Here is an 18,459-nt window from a genome sequence, read left to right as displayed (position 1 = left end):
AGAAACTCAAACTGATACTATGACCTCTCCATGGAAAGATGCATGGAGAAAATTTAAGAAAAATAAAATTGCCGTTGTAGGTCTTAGCATCGTTACATTCTTTATTCTGCTGGCAATTTTTGCACCATGGATTGCTCCGGAAGGAATTAATGAGCAAAAGCTGCCCGAGCGACTGCAGGCACCATCATCAGAATACTGGTTTGGAACTGACGACTTTGGACGTGATGTTTTTTCCCGGGTGATTCACGGAGCCAGGATTTCCTTATGGGTTGGTTTTTTGGCAGTGGTAGGGTCTTCAATTGCAGGCAGTGCATTAGGCATAATTGCGGGGTACTATGGAAGATGGATTGATGCAGTCATTTCAAGGCTGTTTGATATTATGCTGGCATTTCCAAGCATTCTTTTAGCGATTGCAGTTGTATCCATCTTAGGACCATCACTTCAGAATGCATTGATTGCCATTGCGATCATTAATATCCCGATCTTTGGACGGCTGATTCGCTCAAGGGTATTAAGTGTAAAGGAAGAAGAATATATTATGGCCGCCAGGGCAATCGGCATGAGTGACGGAAGAATTTTGTTTTCGCATGTTCTTCCCAACTCCATAACACCGATTATTGTACAGGGCTCTTTAGCAATTGCTACGGCAATTATCGAAGCAGCAGCACTCGGCTTTTTAGGACTAGGCGCACAAAAGCCTACGCCTGAATGGGGCGCAATGCTGTCTGCCTCACGAGATTATCTCGTTCAGGCGCCATGGACATTGTTTTTCCCGGGTCTTGCCATCATGCTAGTCGTGCTTGGATTTAATTTACTTGGAGACGGACTTCGCGATGCGCTGGATCCAAAAATGAAGACATAATAAGAAAATCACCGGAGATCCCGGTGATTTTCTTATTTTGGCGCCTGCTGGTCATTTTTTAACAGGTCTCTGATTTCAGTGAGAAGCTCAATTTGAGGATCCGGTATAAGTGAAGGCTCCTCTTCTTCTTTTTTACGCTTAAAGCGGTTAAGCAGTTTAATAAATAAAAAGATGGAAAAAGCGATAATAATAAAATCGATAATTGCCTGAATAAATACACCATAGGTAATGACAGCATCATTCACAGAAAAGGCCAGAGATTCAAAGCTGACACCGCCAATCAGGATCCCAAGGACCGGCATAATAATATTATCGACTAGTGCGGTTACAATCTGGCCAAAAGCAGCCCCGATAATGACAGCAACAGCTAGATCCAATACATTTCCTCTCATTGCAAACTCTCTAAATTCCTTCAGCATTGCTTCACACCTCCTTTAAGTGAAAAAACCGTCTGAAAGTTTATCAGACGGTTTTCGATAAACCGATGGATGCTTCAATTTTATTGATAAAGTCAATTGTTTGCTGGTTATAGGCTTCCGGCTGATCGATATTGCACACATGGCCTGCATTTTTAATCGTAACAAGACCAAGCGCCTTATCTCTTCGTACAAGCTCCTCTACAGGTGCACGGAAAAGATAATCTTCTTCTCCCATAATAAACATTGTAGGCGAGCCATTTGTTTCAATCTGAAGCCGATCTAAATATGGATTAATCATTCGTGTAAGAGAGAACCATTTAATGAACTCTTTCTGACACATTTTTTTAGCTGAATTAACAAAGGCAAGCCTTGATTCCTCGTGGGAACGGTTTGGCATAATAATCCAGGCGAAAAGCTTGTATAAAAGCATATATGGAATAAAGCGCTTTGTTGTTCTTCCGATCCAAAGCAGCAGCTTTGTGCGGATATCAAGCTTGATAATCGCTCCTGTAAGAACCAGGGAGCTGACATACTCCGGATAATGCTTTGAAATGGTCTGAACCACAATGGTTCCTAATGAAACGCCTACAAAATGCGTCTTTTTTATTGATAAATGATGCATGACATCAATTACTTCATGCGAAACTTCCTTAAAGGAGTCTCCTTTTTTCCAACGGCCTCTTTCAGATTGTCCATGGCCTCTTAAGTCAATGACTAATACATTAAAATGCTTTCGAAACTCTTTAACCTGTTTAAACCAAATACTAGAACTGCCTCCGGCCCCATGAATAAACGTCACCCAAGGCATTGATTCATCTGATGAATATGCTCGGTAGTGTAACAATTCTCTTATCCCCTTTACTAGAATTCCTTTTTAATCTAACCATGTAAACAGCTAGATTACAAGGATAAGCAGGCAGAAAAGTGTCGAAAATAGAAAGGGTATTATAGCAGAAGAATAATTTTCAGGTCATCTCAAAATAATAATGGGCATGGAGACTGCAGCCTGGGTTAAAGTATGCAGCGCATTCAGGGCATTGTGAATGGCAGGCTAGGTAGTCCCGAATACTAAGCTCTGTACCGCAAGAACCGCAAAGAACTGCTTTCTCATCAAATCGATCCTTTGGCCACACAGCGTGATTTTGACAGCCTGAGCTTCTGTGGCAGCTGAAGCAGGGAAAGTACGTCTGGCAGCAAAAAAATTTTATTGCAATGATATCTTTTTTTGAATAATAATGCTTACACCTTGTTTCACGATCGACTAGTTCGCCAGCTACTTTATGTCCATGAATATTCATAAACGTTGCCTTCCTTCTCTAGTTGGGTTTAAACTCATTAATACGTTATTGAAGGGAAAGAGGCAAGTATTTAGATGATTTATACAGGGAAAAATATTTCCTGCTAAAAATCAGGATACAGGATGCTATGATAAGAGAAAAAATAGTAAAGAGGTGGGTTTATGCTTGTCCTTGCAATGGTGGAGCGTTTAGGGATTATTGTCACAGTAGCCTTTGTACTGACTCGCCTTCCCTTTTTCCGCAGATTATTTGATCAGCAGTCTTCGATCAATACGAAGCAGAGGCTGCTGCTTGTTTTACTATTTGGCTGTTTTGGAATTATTGGCACCTATACGGGAATGATTGTGAACCCTATTGAGGATTCAATGGACAGGTGGACCAGGGTGCTGAATGAGGATGAAGCAATCGCGAACTCAAGAGTGCTTGGTGTTGTTGTTGCCGGTCTTTTAGGCGGCTGGAGAATCGGTGTAGGGGCTGGTGTTATTGCAGGAGTACACCGCTTTTTTCTTGGAGGGTTCACTGGACTTGCCTGCGGGATTGCTACGATTGTTGCCGGGGTTATTGCTGGTGCTTTCTCAAGCAGACAAAAAAGAAGCAGGATCGTTACTCCTCAGACAGCCCTTATTGTCGGGGGACTGGCAGAGGCTGTGCAGATGGCGATCATATTGGGGCTTGCAAGGCCGTTTGACCGGGCACTCGCACTTGTTCAGGATATCGGCATCCCGATGATTGTTGCCAATGCGATCGGTACAGCTATTTTTGTCGTAATTATTAGAAGTGTCATACAGGAAGAAGAAAGAATGGGAGCTGTCCAATCCCAGAAGGCATTACGTATTGCCAACCTTACGCTAACTCATATGAGAAAAGGGCTGACGCCGGTGTCGGCAGCGGAGGTAAGCGCTATTTTGTATAAAGAAATCCCTTCCCTTGCTGTTGCTATGACAGACAGGGAGAGAATTCTTTCCCATATCGGCAATGGGCATGAACATCATCGCAGCGGTCTTGAAATAAAAACAGAAGCAACCAGATACGTAATCGAAACCGGCAAGGGTTTAACGGTCAACAGGGAATCAATTCAGTGCAATGACCCGGGATGTCCGCTGCAAGCCGCTGTCATTGCCCCTTTAAACAGGCGGGACAAAACAATCGGCACGTTAAAGGTGTATTTTTCCTCCGAGCGTATGATTTCTCCAATTATGCTTGAACTGATTCAGGGGCTGTCTACGCTTTTAAGCCATCAGCTTGAAATTGCAGAGGTGGAAAAACATCGGGCATTGGCGAGGGAATCAGAAATTAAAGCACTTCAGGCACAGGTAAGCCCGCATTTTCTATTTAATGCACTTAATACAATTGTTTCGCTTATCCGCACAAATCCTGACCGGGCAAGAAAGCTGCTTATCGCTCTATCCTCGTTTTTCAGACAGAATCTTGCTGGTACAACAAAAAGCTATGCAACACTGAAGCAGGAGATTGAGCATGTGAAAGCTTACCTTGAAATAGAAGAAGCGCGCTTCTATGACCGGCTCCATGTGAGCTTTGAACTTGATGAGGAGGCCCTCGGTATGAAGGTTCCTGCGATGACGCTTCAGCCTCTGGTCGAAAATGCGATCAAACACGGTCTTAAATCAAAACCCTCAGAAGGGCAGCTTGATATCCGCATAGGCCGCATCGATCAGTCAGTAACAGTTGAAATTAAAGACAACGGTCTTGGTATTACGAAAGATAGACTTGAAACCCTGCTGACAGATACAGTTGAATCCGAAAACGGAACAGGAATCGGACTTTATAATGTAAATGCACGGCTGAAAAAAATGATCGATGAAAATGCCGGAATAGCCATTGATTCAAAAGAAGGCGGGGGAACGGTCATTTCAATTACGATCCCGGTGTCTGCAGAAATGAAAAGTAAAGGGGCAGTGTAAAAATGGAGTTACGAACAATCGTCGTAGACGACGAGCCCTTTAGCCGGCAGGAGCTCGTCCATTTACTCAAGGAACATGAAAATATAAACGTGGCAGCAGAGGCCAATTCCGCAGAAAAAGCACTTGAATTAATCTTGCGGGAAGAACCGGATGCTGTTTTTCTTGATATAGAAATGACAGGGATGAGCGGAGTGGAGCTTGCAGAAACCCTGCAAAAATTAAAAAAGCCGCCTTCTATTATTTTTGCAACCGCCTACCCGGATTATGCAGTCAAAGCCTTTCGTCTAGAAGCGGTGGATTACCTCCTGAAGCCATTTGACGAAGTCCAGGTTGCTCAGACCGTAAATCGGCTTATTCAGCGTTTTTCTCTGCCTGAGAAAAACGCTGGTGCCGTCACTGGCAGATTGGCGGTTCAAAGCGGTGATCGAATTCTGTATCTCGAGCCTGGAAGTATATTGTATATTTACAAGGAGGGGAGAGATACCTTTATCGTGACCGAAAAGGAAAAATACCCTTCAAAAATAGCATTAAAAGAACTGGAAGGGAAATTAAAGGGTTACTCCTTCTTCAGGGTTCATAAAGGCTATTTAGTCAATATGGAGAAGGTGGAGGAGCTTGTGTCATGGAGCCCGAGTGTTTTTCAGCTTAAACTAACCAATAGCAAGGATCAAATCCCTGTCAGCCGGAACTATGTGAAAGAGCTGAGAGAAGCTTTGGAGCTGTAATTAGAAAGAGAGAAAACTCATCAAAGATCCTGGGTCATAACGCTAAATTCACAAACGTGAGGTGAACGGAGCGGAAGGTGGCGACTCCTGCGGGATGAAGCGGGAGCTTGAGATCCACTTGCTGAAAGCAAGTTAGCTCAAGCCCCGCCCCGCGGAAAGCGTCCGCCTGAAGCGCAGTGAACCGGGTTAACTAAGTTGAGACACATAGGACACAGCTTTTTTTCATTTCACACGGTAATTATCACATCTCAGTCTGCTTTTTCGTCACGTTACACCATAAAAGCGCAAAATAGTCACTTTTGACGTTATGATGTAAGCGTATACAAAAGAACGAGGGGGAGAGCGTGTGATTACCTTTCTTATTGCAATTGCTATTTTAATAATCGGTTATTTTACTTATGGTAAATTCGTAGAAAAAGTTTTTGGGATAAAGAATGAACGTTTAACACCAGCTTACTCAAATGGCGATGGTGTCGATTATGTACCTATGGATACAAAAAGAAACTCAATGATTCAGCTCTTAAATATTGCTGGAGTAGGTCCGATTTTTGGTCCTATTATGGGGGCGCTTTATGGACCTGTGGCTTTTATCTGGATCGTTGTCGGCTGTATTTTTGCCGGAGCTGTTCACGATTACCTGACAGGGATGATCTCCTTACGAAATCGCGGGGCGCATTTGCCTGAGCTTGCCGGCAAGTTTTTAGGGAAGGCGTTTAAGCATGTTGTAAATGCATTCTCGATTTTATTGCTTTTATTGGTAGGTACAGTATTTGTGACAGCTCCTGCTGCCCTTATTGCAGATCTTTCACCTGCGTGGATTACGATGGGCGTTATCATCGCCGCTATTTTTATTTACTATATCGCGGCAACCTTGCTTCCTGTAGATAAAATTATCGGTCGATTGTATCCGATTTTTGGCGCTTTGCTTGTTGTTAGTGCAATCGGAGTAGGCGGAGCACTGGTTGTCCAGGGGCATCCGATTCCTGAAATTACACTTCAAAATATGCACCCGGGCGGCTTGGCTATATTCCCGCTATTGTTTTTGACTATCTCCTGCGGAGCGCTTTCCGGCTTCCATGCTACTCAGTCTCCTATTATTTCAAGAACGACTCAAAAGGAAAGCCAGGGAAGAAAGATATTTTATGGCATGATGATTTTAGAAGGAATTATCGCAATGATCTGGGCAGCAGCGGGCATGGCGCTGTTCAGTGGGGATAACTTGAATGAAATCCTTGCAGCAGGCGGACCGGCTGCCATTGTAAGAGAAGTATCAATTACAACGCTTGGAGCAATTGGGGGAACGCTTGCGATTATTGGCGTTATTGTTCTTCCAATTACATCCGGTGATACAGCCTTCAGAAGTGCCCGTATGATTATTGCTGACTATATTAAGGTTGGGCAAAAGAAGATCACGAATCGTTTATGGATCGCACTTCCGTTGTTTGTGATTTCAATTGTTCTTACACAGATTGACTTTAATCTTCTATGGCGCTATTTCTCCTGGGCCAATCAATCAACCGCGATGATTGCACTATGGGTAGGAGCTATGTATCTGGCATTGCAGCGGAAAAATTACTGGATTGCAGTGGTACCGGCGATGTTTATAACGATGGCGACTACTACGTATATTTTAAATGCTGAAATCGGATTAAGACTTCCGATAGAGGTTGCCTATGCTGGTGCTGGGCTCTTTACACTTGCAGTTACAGCAGCATTCTTCTATAGCTCACGAAAAAGACTGGCTTCAGGCGAGTTCATTGTCGTGGATGAGGAATTAGATAAAACAGCATAAGTTAACTGGTTCTTTAACACATTAAAACCTTCTTTCACCGTGAAAGAAGGTTTTTTTCTGGTTAAAGAAGGAAATACATGAGAAGGAGGAGTATTTGTACATAAGAAGCAAAGCATACTTTAAATTGTTTTGTATCAGAATGTTCTTTATATTTAAAGGGAAGAAAAAGGCAGGTGAACCTTTCCTTAATGAGTGTACTGGATTGGCTTTTTATAGGAGTAAGCATCTGGTGGGTCGGTGAATTTATTTTCTTTCGCAATAGAGGAGACGGAAAAGGAGATGCCACCGAAACAAGAACGTTTGTGACCATTTTCGCTGCGCTTCTTCTTACTATTTCAGTTGCGATGGTGCTGCAGGAAATGCGGAGGTTTGATTCTATGATTCTTCCTCTTCAGGCTGCAGGTTTTTTATTATTTGCAACAGGTGTCCTGCTGCGTTACTGGGGAATTATTCATCTTAAAAATCAATTTACCCGACATGTCACCGTTAGGGATGGTGATGAGATTGTCAGCAGCGGTCCCTATCGCATCCTGCGTCATCCGCTTTATACCGGCTTGCTTTTTATTGGTATTGGCATGGCTTTATTTTTTACAAGCATTTTCTCGGCGATCGTTGGCGGTTTTATTTTAGCCTCAGTGTTATTAAAACGGATTCGCTACGAGGAAAAACTCTTGATCAGTAAATTTGGCAGTGATTATGAAGAATGGATGAATCGCCGCTGGCGGCTTGTTCCATATATATATTGAGTAGACAGGGGTGGACAAATGGTTAAGAAAAAAGCGTTGGTCATTGGTGCAGGGTTGGCAGGAATGTCTGCAGCAATCAGGCTTAAAGCAGATGGATATGATGTGCAGATCATTGAGAAAAACGGTAATGTCGGAGGGAAGTTAAATCAGCGAAAAGGAAAGGGCTTCACCTTTGATACAGGTCCTTCCATTTTAACGATGCCATGGGTTTTGGAGCAGCTCTTTAGCAGTGTTCACCGAAGAGTGGAGGATTACATACCAATTAAGCGTATAGAGCCCCAATGGCGGACCTTTTTCGAGGATGGCGTTCAGCTTGACGTAACGAGTGATTTGCCAACACTAATTTCCGAAATGAAAAAAGTCGATACAGGCTCTTCAAAAAGCATGACTGATCTGATTAATTACTCTGAGAAGATGTATGAGCTATGCATGAAGAGTTTTTATAAATACAGTCTGGCAGATTTAAAGGATTTAAAGAAATATCATACACTGAAGGAATTAATGGCGATGGATCCGCTAAGCACTGTGGCTGACAGCACAAAAAAGCGGCTGAATAATCATCATCTGGAGCAGCTGTTTAACTTTTTTGTGATGTATGTGGGATCAAATCCTTACCAGGCACCTGCTATTTTAAATCAGCTGATCTATGTCCAGCTCGGACTGGGCATTCATTATGTAAAAGGCGGAATGTACAATATTGCTGTTGGAATGAAGCGGCTGCTTGATGAACTGAGAGTGGATATTCAACTGAATTCTCCAGTGGATCATCTGGTACTGGACGGTACTAATGTAACAGGCATCAGAACAGTTGACGGCACTTTATATGAAGCTGATGTGGTGGTGTCAAATCTTGAAGCCATTCCGGCATACCGTACACTCGTTTCTTCAAACCAGGCGAAAAAAGAAGCGAAGAAGCTTAACAAAACGTTTATACCAAGTGTATCTGGACTCGTTTTATTGCTTGGAACCAATCGTAAGTATGAAAATTTGAAGCATCATAATTTCTTCTTTTCAAAAGATCCAAAAAGAGAATTTGAGGATATATTTGAAAAAGGAATTCCTTCTGATGATCCAACTGTTTATATCGGTATTTCAGCGAGGTCGGATGATACACAGGCTCCTGAGGGGAAAGACAATTTATTTGTTTTGACTCATGTACCTGCTTTAAAGGAAGGCGAGCAGGGGAGATGGGACTGGGAAAGCTATAGAGAGCTCATACTGAATAAGCTTGAGCGTATGGGCATGGAAGGAATCCGGGATTCGATTGAATATGAATACCGGTTTACACCTGAAGATCTGGAAGAGCTTTACGGACCAAATGGAGGATCAATATATGGCGTAGCCTCCGATAAAAAGAAAAACAGCGGTTTTAAAATACCTGCAAAAAGCGAGCTTTATGAAAATCTTTATTTTGTTGGCGGGTCTACCCACCCGGGCGGAGGAGTGCCAATGGTCACCCTGTCCGGACAACTGACTGCTGATTTAATCAAGCAAAACGAGGCAGCCGAGGTTAAAGCATAAAAAAATTAACTCTTTCAAAAAAGAACGCCCGTTCACTGGTTGTGAACGGGCGTTTCTTATTGTTTATTTTCTTTTTTCTCTTGGAAATTCTTTTCGCAATAGCTTAAAGAGTGTATATACCATCAGGATTAAAATAATGGTAAATGGCAGAGCGGATACGAGAGAGGCGGTTTGAAGGCCTTCGAGTCCACTTGCAATTAAGAGCACAGCTGCAATTCCTCCCAATAGTACTCCCCAAACGATCCTTACTGCCAATGGAGGATTCAAGCTGCCATTGGTGGTCATACTGCTGATAATATACGTTGCAGAGTCAGCAGATGTAACAAGGAAAGTAAGAATTAGCAAAATTGCAAGCACCGATAGAATAAAGCTGAGCGGAAGCTGTTCAAAGGTAACAAACAGTGCGCTTGTCAAATCCTCATTTACAGCCTGAGCAATTGATGTACCGCTGAAAAGATCCATGTGAAGCGCAGTGCCGCCGAAAACGGCAATCCATAATAAAGCGATCACTGGAGGTATAATCAATACCCCTACGATAAATTCCCGGATGGTTCTGCCCCGGGAGACGCGAGCCACGAAAGCACCGACAAATGGTGACCAGGCGATGGCCCAGGCCCAATAGAAGATCGTCCAATCCTTGACCCATTCGCCTCCCTGATAAGGCTGAAGACGAAGGCTGTAGCGTACAAAGTTAGTTATGTAATCTCCAAGTCCAAGCGTAAACGTTTCAAGAATAAAAATAGTCGGACCTGCAATAAAAACAAAAAGCATCAAAACTAGCGCAGTCCCTAAATTAATATTGCTCAACCACTTGATTCCTTTGTTTATGCCGGTAGTCGTAGAAGTTAAGAATAAAACCGTAAGTACGACAATGATTATTACCTGGTAAAATGGTGTATTCGGAATTCCAAATACATTGTTTAATCCACCATTAATTTGCAGAACACCAAGTCCTACAGAGGTGGCTACACCCATAACCGTTGCAATAACGGCAAGAATATCAATCGTTTGATTTAACGGTTTTTTAATAGGTCCTTCCTTAATCATTGGTGATAAGCTGGTTGAAATCAATCCGTTTGATTTTTTGCGGAATTGAAAATAAGCAATGATAAGCCCTACAATTGCAAATACCGACCATTGGCTGACGCCCCAGTGAAAAAATGAATAGCCCATCGCAAGGCGGGCTCCCTCTTCTGTTAAAGGTTCAGTAGAAGCATATGGAGATGTGAAAAAGTGGCTCATTGGTTCAGCTACTCCCCAGAAGACAAGACCAACACCAAATCCTGCGGAGAACAGCATTCCAATCCAGGTGAAAAATGGATACTCCGGACGTTCGTCGTCACCGCCAAGCCTTACTCTTCCATAGCGGCTAAGCGCTAAAAATAATAGGAATATAACAAAGAAGAAGACAGCCAGTAAATAAAGCCAGCCGAAGGATTCCGTAGTAAAAGCGAATGCTGCATTTGCACCTGCTGCAAAAAGTGAGGGAGAAATGGCCCCAAATAGTACAAAGACAGCAATGACAATTGCGGAGATAATGAAAACCGGATTAAAAGAAAATTTGTCTGTGTTTTTATTCATATGTACTCCCTTCAAAAATTTTAAGTAGATTAGTGATAGGACGACTCTGTTTACCCTTCCCTATGAAAAGAACTAGTAAACAGGAAAAAAATCCTAAATGTTATTTTCTTTTGTTGTAAGACTTGATAACCACTTTTCCGTTTGTTTTGGGGAGGAGTGAATAATAATATTCTTATCAGAAGAAAAGCGCTCTAATTTCTCGAAAATCAACGGTGTTTTTTCTTTTGGGAATTTCCAGATCCATTTTAAAAATTCCAGATCAATTTTTTCCTCGCAGCCCTCTGCCATATCAGGCCTCGTTTTATTGTGATACATGATTCTCCTTTTCAAAGCTCTCCCTACACAAATATAGCGTGAGTAGTTTAGTAGAATAATCGTATCAGCAGCCTCCATGCGGGGTTCTAGAGTTGATCCGTAGTTTCCGTCGATGATCCATTCGGGATTATTTATCATTTCATCTGCCATCTCAATAAACGTATCCTTAGGAGTCTGCTCCCAGCCGGGGTTCCAAAAAAAGGCATCCAAATGAAAGACTGGAAGACCAAGCTTCTTACCAAGTTTTTTTGACAGAGTGGATTTACCTGCACCGCCGGAACCGATAATAATAATTTTCCTCACTTCAGCACACCTCCAGGGAAATAGTCATCTAATGTAAAAAAGTTATTTACAAAAGACTCAGAAAATAAGTATAATAAACAAGTAAGTAAATGGAAAGGGAGTGTTGTATATGAGAAAAGCAGCTGAATTTGCGATTGCATGTCCGTGTACACAACCCGTTTGGCCTTTAAGGCTGTCCATGTAAGGATCAAAACCCTGTTATTTTTGCAGACAGATCCACGGCGTTGTGTACACATCATTACACAATATCCGTGGTTTTTTAGTGCGCAAAAATAGGAGGAAAAAAATTGAAAACATTTGATTATAAAAAGCTAATCCAAACAGGCTGGAATGAAAGCTGGCAGGAAAAAGCCTCTGCCTACCCAAATCTAACCCCTGGAAGAATTATCGTAGAGCATAAAAGACTCTATCGTATACAAACGGAGCAGGGAGTACTGCTTGGTGAGATTTCAGGAAAGTACCGCCATGAAGCATCACAGCGGGAGGATTACCCGGCAGTAGGAGACTGGGTAATGGTCCAGCCGCTAGAAAATGAACAAAAGGCCATCATTCATGCCTATTTACCCCGTGCCTCAAAATTCTCACGCAAAATGGCAGGCTATACTTCCGGAGAGCAAATTGTTGCCGTCAACGTAGATATCGTTTTTCTGGTGATGGCACTTAACCAGGATTTTAATCTTCGCCGTCTTGAGCGTTATTTGTTAACAGCGTGGGAAAGCGGAGCAAATCCGGTGGTCGTTTTATCGAAATCTGATCTTTGTCCGAATATAGAGGAAAAACTTGAACAGGCTGAATCTGTGGCAATGGGGGTTCCAATCGTTACCTGCAGCATGATAGCTGGTGATAGGGTTAATGGACTGCTGCCTTTTATCCATGAAGGCTCAACGACTGCTGTGCTTGGTTCATCAGGTGTCGGTAAGTCTTCCATCATTAATGCTCTTTTAGGCGAGGAAAGAATGGATACCCGGGGCATTCGGGAGGACGATGATAAGGGCAAGCATACAACTACCCACCGGGAGCTTCTTGCCCTTCCTCAAGGAGGCGTTATTATTGATACCCCGGGCATGCGCGAGCTGCAGCTGTGGGAATCAGAAGAAGGACTTGAGCAGGGTTTTTCAGACATTGAGGCTCTTGCTGAGGAGTGCCAGTTCAGAGATTGTACACATAAAAATGAACCCAACTGTGCCGTACAGCTTGCCATTGAAGAAGACCGGCTTCCTATTGAACGTCTGACAAGCTATCAAAAGCTTCAGCGTGAGCTTGCCTATATTGAACGAAAAGCAAACAAGCGTGAGCAGCTGGAAGAAAAGAAAAAATGGAAAAAGTTGAGTCAGACACAAAAGAGTTTTAAAAAATAATACTCTTTTAAAAAAATTCCACTTGAAGCACTGTAGACCGGCGAAAGAGACTGAGACAAATAATGTCTCAGTCTCTATTTTTTTGAAAATTTTGTATGTATTTTTTTGAATATTTGATAAAATTTAAAAGTAAATAGAAAATAATAACAACTATTGCGCCACATACTATAGCTATAAGAGGAATCAGGATGTAAAAACTCATAAAAGGAAGAGGAGGGAAGAGAGTGCTGAAAAATATTTTAAGTGCCTATCATTTAGTTTTGGCTATAGGTGCATTCTATGTAGGAGGAACCATGCTTTTAGGAAGAGGTGTGTTTGACACATTTCCATCAGAGTGGGTCGGTGTAATGCCATTTAGCAGCTGGGCAGGCTTAGCTATATTTGGCATGATTGTATTCGGGATTGGAAATGCCCTTGCTGGAGCTTATGGATTTATTAAGAAGGATAGAAAGCTATTTATCGTCACCATAGCATTTGGGGTGCTGTGTTTCGCATGTGCGAGCATGCCTATGTTCCTGCTTGGGGAAGGATATTTGCCGCTAACATTCCTGTTTATCGTGAGCTTTATACAAATTGCTTTTGGATTGATTGGTTTAGCTAAAAAGAAATCATATAAAGAATTGAATTTCAGGTAGATTATTTGCTGTAAAACATGATCCGGTTCACTGCGCTTCAGGAGGACGCTTTCCGCGGGGCGGGGCTTGAGCTAAGTTGCTTTCAGCAAGTGGATCTCAAGCTCCCGCTTCATCCCGCAGGAGTCGCCACCTTCCGCTCCGTTCACCTCACGTTGCCAAATTTATTTTTATATCTCAGGCTCTTTCCTACATTTAAATTAAATGACAGGCTTTCTTTATCATTTCAAGCGGCTTAACTTTTGAAATTATTTTCTGACACTACTCATAAATGAAAAGAATAAAAGTTTAGTAAATTTCATATTGCAATCGCTTACAAACTATTTTATAATACAAATCAACACATCCGAAACGTTTTGGAGGGCTGTAAATGGCAACAATCAAGGATATTGCAAAAAAGGCGGGAGTCTCCATTACAACGGTTTCCCGCGCTCTGAACGGTTACTCGGATGTCAATGAGGATACGCGAAAAAAAATAGTAGAAACAGCAAAAATACTAAATTACTCCCCAAATTCTATTGCGAGAAGCCTGGTAATGAAAAAATCAAAAACGATTGGCTTATTGGTTTCAGGCTTTATTCGTGAAAATGCTAAGGACAATTTCATGATTGAAGTGATGACAGGGATTAATGATTTTGCCTCACAAACGGATTATGACATTGTGCTCTTTACAACAAACTCTTCGAAGCAGCGGGAAAAAACGTATACCCAGCTTTGCAGGGAGAGACAGGTAGATGGTGTAATCATTCAGGGGATTCGCACAGACGATCCGTATTTAGAGGAAGTAGTAGAAGGAGAAATTCCCTGCGTGCTTGTGGATATTCCGAGAATTGGAAAGCATGCCGGGTATGTTTCAACTGATAATATTGCGGGTGCCTATGAGGCAGGAAAATATTTAACTGAAGCTGGCCATAAAGAAATAGCCATGATTAATGGGCATGATTATGCATTTGTAAGTAAGGAAAGATTGGAAGGATTCACAAGAGCACTTTTGGAAGAAGGGATTGAACTGCCGGCTCAATCCATTGAAAATGGGGAATTCAGTGAGGAAGGCGGGGAGGAGGCAGCCTTAAGGCTGCTTGAAAAAAATAGCGATCTTACTGCTATATTTTGTTCCAGCGATTTAATGGCTATTGGAGCAATGAACGCTATAAAATCAAAGGGACTCCGCGTACCGGAGGATATATCGATTATAGGCTACGATAATATTTTATTATCAAGATATGTTCAGCCAAGTCTCACAACCATTGCCCAGGATACAAACGCCTTAGGATACGAAGCTGCAAAGATGCTGATCGCGATGCTGGACCAGCAAAAACCCCCAGGAAATACGATTGTGAAGCATGAATTAATTGTAAGAAACTCAAGTAAAAAAAGATAACGTTATCTTAAAAAGGTCTCGTGTATTTTGCTTGAGTTAGTTTTTTGACTTTATCCGAAACGTTTCGGATGATTGGAGCTGTTGGATATGAATTACCGGGTTATTAAAGAAAACGACTTATTTTTATTAACAGATGAAAAGGGCGACATCGTTGGAAATCACCCTTATGAATTAGGCCTTTATACGAAGGACACACGTTTTTTAAGTTCATTTAAGCTTTTGATTAATGAAGAATCTCCTATAGCTCTTCATTCAGATGGAGGGGAAAACTATCGATCCAATATTCTCTTAACCAACCCGCACCAGGAAGATGAAAATGAGCTGGTGTTATGGAGAGAATCCATCCAGCTTGAACGATTCCGCTTTATTCATGAAGGCGTCTTATATGAAACGATTAAAGCGAAAAGCTTTTTTCCAAAGAAGGTTTCATTCCGGATCTCTCTTTTAATGAATGCTGACTTTACTGACATGTTTATTGTGCGCGGCTTTCAAAATGGCAAAGTAGGGACAAAAGGAGACACGATTCTTTCAGAGAAGGAAATGACCTTTACGTATAATGGCAGCGATTTGATTGCCCGCAGGACTGAAGTGAAGTGGAATCAGCAGGAGCAGGAGGTTAAAGAGGGATATGTCGCCTTTGACTGGACGCTTGAGCACGGGGAATCCAAGGAAGTAACACTCACAATTGAGGCTTTATCGGGAAATGAAAAAAGCAGAGTAAAGGATGAACAGGAGGCCCTTCATGCGCTTCAGGAATCCTACAGCGATTGGGATAAAGCGCTTCCAATAGTGAAGACAGATATGAAGCAGCTTGAGAAGCTCGTGAAAAGAGGGACTGACGATCTGCGGGTGCTGCTGACTGACGTAGGCTTTGGCCATTTTCCAGTTGCGGGTCTTCCATGGTTCGGCGTTCCGTTTGGACGTGACAGCTTAATTGCTGCTCTTCAGCTTCTGCCCTTTAATGCTGATATAGCAAAAGGAACACTTCTAACCATGGCGCATTATCAGGGAAGCAAGGTAGATTCATGGCGTGATGAGCAGCCAGGGAAAATCATGCACGAGATTCGCTACGGCGAACTCGCTAATACAAATCAGATTCCCTTCGCTCCTTATTACGGCAGTGTAGATTCAACCCCATTATTTTTAATGCTGCTGGTTGACTATGTTAATTGGACGGGAGATCTGACTCTTGCGAAAAAGCTCCGCCCAAACATTGACCAGGCGATTGAGTGGATTGACAAGTACGGCGACCGCGACGGCGATCTTTTCATTGAATACCATCAGGAAGCTTCAAAAGGAATTGCCAACCAGGGCTGGAAAGACTCAGGAGACTCAGTTGTCCATAGAAATGGTGATTATGCCAAATCCCCTATCGCATTAAGCGAGGTTCAGGGCTATGTGTACCAGGCGAAAAAAGGGATTGCTGCTATCCTTCGTGCACTTGGGGACAATGAAGAAGCCCAGGGGCTAGATGATTCTGCTCAAAGATTAAAAGAAAAGTTTAATAAGGAATTTTGGATGGAGGATGTTGGATTCTACGCAATTGCGCTGGATGAACATAAAAAGCAGGTGGGGACGATTACATCAAACCCGGGTCATTTATTGCAGTCTGGTATTTTGTCAGAGGAGCATGCAAAGAAGGTAGCAAACGTCCTCGTCAGCCATGAAATGTTTTCCGGATATGGCATTCGGACGATGGCAGAGGGAGAAGCCGGCTACAATCCGATGAGCTATCACGATGGCAGTGTCTGGCCGCATGACAACAGCATGATTTTGCTTGGATTGGCTAAAAGCAATTTAACGGACGAAATGAAAATAGTGGTGCAGGGCTTAATCGAAGCTTCCCATCATTTTGAATACGACCGTCTGCCGGAACTGTTCTGCGGATATGACCAGTCATTCAATAAAGTAGTCCCTTACCCTGTTGCCTGTTCTCCTCAGGCATGGGCTGCAGGAACTCCACTTACATTTGTGCAATCGCTGCTGGGAATTTTCCCGGACAGCTTAAATAATAAAATTCATTTAAACCCGTCGCTGCTTTCGTCAATGGATGAATTACAGGTTAAGGATCTGCAAATCGGAAATGGACGGCTGTCTGTTTCACTTAAGCGGATCTCTGACAAGGTTGAAGTGACAGTAGAAAAAAACACCACTGGATTGAGTATTGAACAAGGATTGGGAACAGCTGCTTTATAACAACAAAAAGGGGGAGAAAGAATAATGGAAAAGAAATGGATCGGTACAGGTATCTCTTTACTTCTTGCAGGAAGCATTTTGGCCGGGTGCAGCTCAGATAACGGGGGAGCTGAGGGAACAGGCGACAGCGGCGGAAAAACGACCGTTACACTGGCAGGCTGGGGAGGCAACCCAACTGAGCAGGCATTGCTTGAACAAACCTTAAGTGACTTTGAAGAAAAGAATCCTGATATTGATGTAAAGCTTGAAGTCATTGCCGATCAGTACATGGATGTAATGAAAACGCGTTTAATCGGCGGAGAGGGGCCGGATGTGTTTTATCTTGATGCATTTGAAGCGCCTGCCATGATTGAAACTGGGGTCATTGAGCCCCTTGATGAATATGTGTCAGAGGATTTTGATCTTGAGGATTTTGAAGAGCCGCTCCTTGATGCATTTAAGCAGGACGGAGTAACGTATGGTTTCCCGAAGGACTATTCAACACTCGCCCTTTTCTATAACAAAACAATGTTTGAAGAAGCGGGTGTTGAGGTTCCGACAACATGGGAGGAATTGACTGAAGTCTCAAAAGAGCTGACGAAAGACGGTGTTTACGGTTTTGGTGTAGCACCGGAACTGGCACGCCAGTACTTTGTCGCCGAAGCCCTTGGAGGAGAGGTAGTTGTTGATAACCGTGCTAACTTTGGTGCCGATGAAGTAATCGAAGCACTTCAGCCGGTCATCGATCAGCATAATGTAGATAAAACCTCTGCACAGCCTTCTGAAGTCGGTGCATCCTCAGGTGGAGATATGTTTGGCCAGCAAAGAGCAGCAATGGTGCTTGAAGGAAACTGGAATATCCCGTACCTGGATGAAACCTTCCCTGACCTTGAGTATGGCACAGCTGAGGTTCCAACGATAAATGGCGAAAAAGGAACAATGGCCTATACCGTTGCATATGTAATGAACGCAGCCTCTGAGAAAAAAGAAGCGTCATGGAAGCTGATTGAATACCTTACTGGAAAAGAAGGCATGGAAACGTGGACAAGCAAAGGATTTGCTCTTCCAACACGTAAATCTGTCGCTGAATCCCTGGGCTACGCAGAAGACGAGCTGCGCGGTCCTCTTGTTGCAGGTGCAGAATATGCAACGGTTTGGGCTAACGGAACAAACCTTCCAGTCATTACAAACAACTTTAATAACCAATTCATCAGTGCATTTTTAGGAGACCGTCCTTTAGATGAAGCACTCAAAGAAGCTGAAGAGCAGGCAAATAGTGAAATTGGAGAGTAAAGGGAAGTCATTCTTTTTTAGCGTACTGCAGATTAAATGTCAGCTATACGTTTTTAAAGAAGCTTCTTTAAGCAATAGCCTTATATAACGGAGCAAAATTTAAGCAATAAAGCTGGCGAATGATCCGTCAGCTTTA

General features: G+C 42.7%; 16 protein-coding genes. 11 read left to right on the top strand and 5 right to left on the bottom strand.

Features of this window, described 5'->3' with window-relative positions; genetic code table 11:
• Positions 1-19: 19 nt before the first annotated feature.
• Positions 20-862, top strand: a complete 843-nt coding sequence (locus C4B60_RS07490; protein ID WP_425331160.1) for an ABC transporter permease — start codon at positions 20-22, stop codon at positions 860-862.
• 32 nt (positions 863-894) lie between these two features.
• On the opposite strand, the gene mscL is transcribed toward C4B60_RS07490, so the two are convergent.
• From mscL to C4B60_RS07475, 3 genes are all read right to left on the bottom strand, one after another.
• The gene (gene mscL, locus C4B60_RS07485; RefSeq protein WP_104057385.1) at positions 895-1,281 is read right to left on the bottom strand and encodes a large conductance mechanosensitive channel protein MscL; all 387 of its coding nucleotides are present in this window, start codon (positions 1,279-1,281) and stop codon (positions 895-897) included.
• Positions 1,282-1,324: 43 nt separating this feature from the next.
• Positions 1,325-2,125 carry an alpha/beta fold hydrolase gene (locus C4B60_RS07480; RefSeq protein WP_104057384.1) on the bottom strand — a complete coding sequence of 267 codons (801 nt, stop codon included), beginning with the start codon at positions 2,123-2,125 and terminating at the stop codon, positions 1,325-1,327.
• A gap of 121 nt (positions 2,126-2,246) precedes the next feature.
• Entirely contained in the window at positions 2,247-2,579 is a 333-nt protein-coding gene (locus C4B60_RS07475) for a CHY zinc finger protein (protein WP_104057383.1), read from the bottom strand.
• Between the two features lie 161 nt (positions 2,580-2,740).
• On the opposite strand from C4B60_RS07475, the gene C4B60_RS07470 reads away from it, so the two are divergent.
• From C4B60_RS07470 to C4B60_RS07450, 5 genes are all read left to right on the top strand, one after another.
• A complete protein-coding gene (locus tag C4B60_RS07470) occupies positions 2,741-4,501 on the top strand; it encodes a sensor histidine kinase (RefSeq protein ID WP_104057382.1) in 1,761 nt (586 codons plus the stop codon).
• A 2-nt stretch (positions 4,502-4,503) separates the two neighbouring features.
• A complete protein-coding gene (locus tag C4B60_RS07465) occupies positions 4,504-5,226 on the top strand; it encodes a LytR/AlgR family response regulator transcription factor (RefSeq protein WP_104057381.1) in 723 nt (240 codons plus the stop codon).
• 346 nt (positions 5,227-5,572) lie between these two features.
• Complete coding sequence (locus tag C4B60_RS07460; protein WP_104057380.1) at positions 5,573-7,018, top strand: carbon starvation CstA family protein; 1,446 nt, start codon at positions 5,573-5,575, stop codon at positions 7,016-7,018.
• A gap of 188 nt (positions 7,019-7,206) precedes the next feature.
• Positions 7,207-7,764 carry a methyltransferase family protein gene (locus C4B60_RS07455; protein WP_104057379.1) on the top strand — a complete coding sequence of 186 codons (558 nt, stop codon included), beginning with the start codon at positions 7,207-7,209 and terminating at the stop codon, positions 7,762-7,764.
• An 18-nt stretch (positions 7,765-7,782) separates the two neighbouring features.
• A complete protein-coding gene (locus C4B60_RS07450) occupies positions 7,783-9,285 on the top strand; it encodes a phytoene desaturase family protein (protein ID WP_104057378.1) in 1,503 nt (500 codons plus the stop codon).
• A gap of 63 nt (positions 9,286-9,348) precedes the next feature.
• Here C4B60_RS07450 and C4B60_RS07445 read toward each other — a convergent pair whose 3' ends face one another.
• Together C4B60_RS07445 and C4B60_RS07440 are read right to left on the bottom strand one after the other, a co-directional pair.
• Positions 9,349-10,866 (bottom strand): BCCT family transporter, encoded by a 1,518-nt coding sequence (locus tag C4B60_RS07445; RefSeq protein WP_104057377.1) that lies wholly within the window; start codon positions 10,864-10,866, stop codon positions 9,349-9,351.
• Positions 10,867-10,959: 93 nt separating this feature from the next.
• Positions 10,960-11,484 carry a DNA topology modulation protein gene (locus tag C4B60_RS07440; protein WP_104057376.1) on the bottom strand — a complete coding sequence of 175 codons (525 nt, stop codon included), beginning with the start codon at positions 11,482-11,484 and terminating at the stop codon, positions 10,960-10,962.
• A gap of 287 nt (positions 11,485-11,771) precedes the next feature.
• Here C4B60_RS07440 and rsgA point away from each other — a divergent pair, with 287 nt between their 5' ends.
• The 5 genes from rsgA to C4B60_RS07415 all read left to right on the top strand — a co-directional run bounded on the left by rsgA (position 11,772) and on the right by C4B60_RS07415 (position 18,323).
• Positions 11,772-12,842 (top strand): ribosome small subunit-dependent GTPase A, encoded by a 1,071-nt coding sequence (gene rsgA / locus C4B60_RS07435; RefSeq protein WP_245153906.1) that lies wholly within the window; start codon positions 11,772-11,774, stop codon positions 12,840-12,842.
• Positions 12,843-13,066: 224 nt separating this feature from the next.
• Positions 13,067-13,477 (top strand): hypothetical protein, encoded by a 411-nt coding sequence (locus C4B60_RS07430; protein WP_104057375.1) that lies wholly within the window; start codon positions 13,067-13,069, stop codon positions 13,475-13,477.
• 367 nt (positions 13,478-13,844) lie between these two features.
• Positions 13,845-14,855: a LacI family DNA-binding transcriptional regulator gene (locus C4B60_RS07425; RefSeq protein ID WP_104057374.1), complete on the top strand. Its 1,011-nt coding sequence runs from the start codon at positions 13,845-13,847 to the stop codon at positions 14,853-14,855.
• Positions 14,856-14,942: 87 nt separating this feature from the next.
• Positions 14,943-17,051 carry an amylo-alpha-1,6-glucosidase gene (locus tag C4B60_RS07420; RefSeq protein ID WP_104057373.1) on the top strand — a complete coding sequence of 703 codons (2,109 nt, stop codon included), beginning with the start codon at positions 14,943-14,945 and terminating at the stop codon, positions 17,049-17,051.
• A gap of 24 nt (positions 17,052-17,075) precedes the next feature.
• Positions 17,076-18,323, top strand: coding sequence for an ABC transporter substrate-binding protein (locus tag C4B60_RS07415; protein WP_425331154.1), 1,248 nt, complete (start codon positions 17,076-17,078; stop codon positions 18,321-18,323).
• The last annotated feature ends 136 nt before the right edge of the window (positions 18,324-18,459 follow it).

This window comes from Jeotgalibacillus proteolyticus, assembly GCF_002926065.1.
GTDB classification, from domain to species: Bacteria; Bacillota; Bacilli; order Bacillales; family Jeotgalibacillaceae; genus Jeotgalibacillus; species Jeotgalibacillus proteolyticus.
Note: the sequence above shows the minus strand (reverse complement) of the source record. Positions and strands in the feature narration are given on the sequence as shown.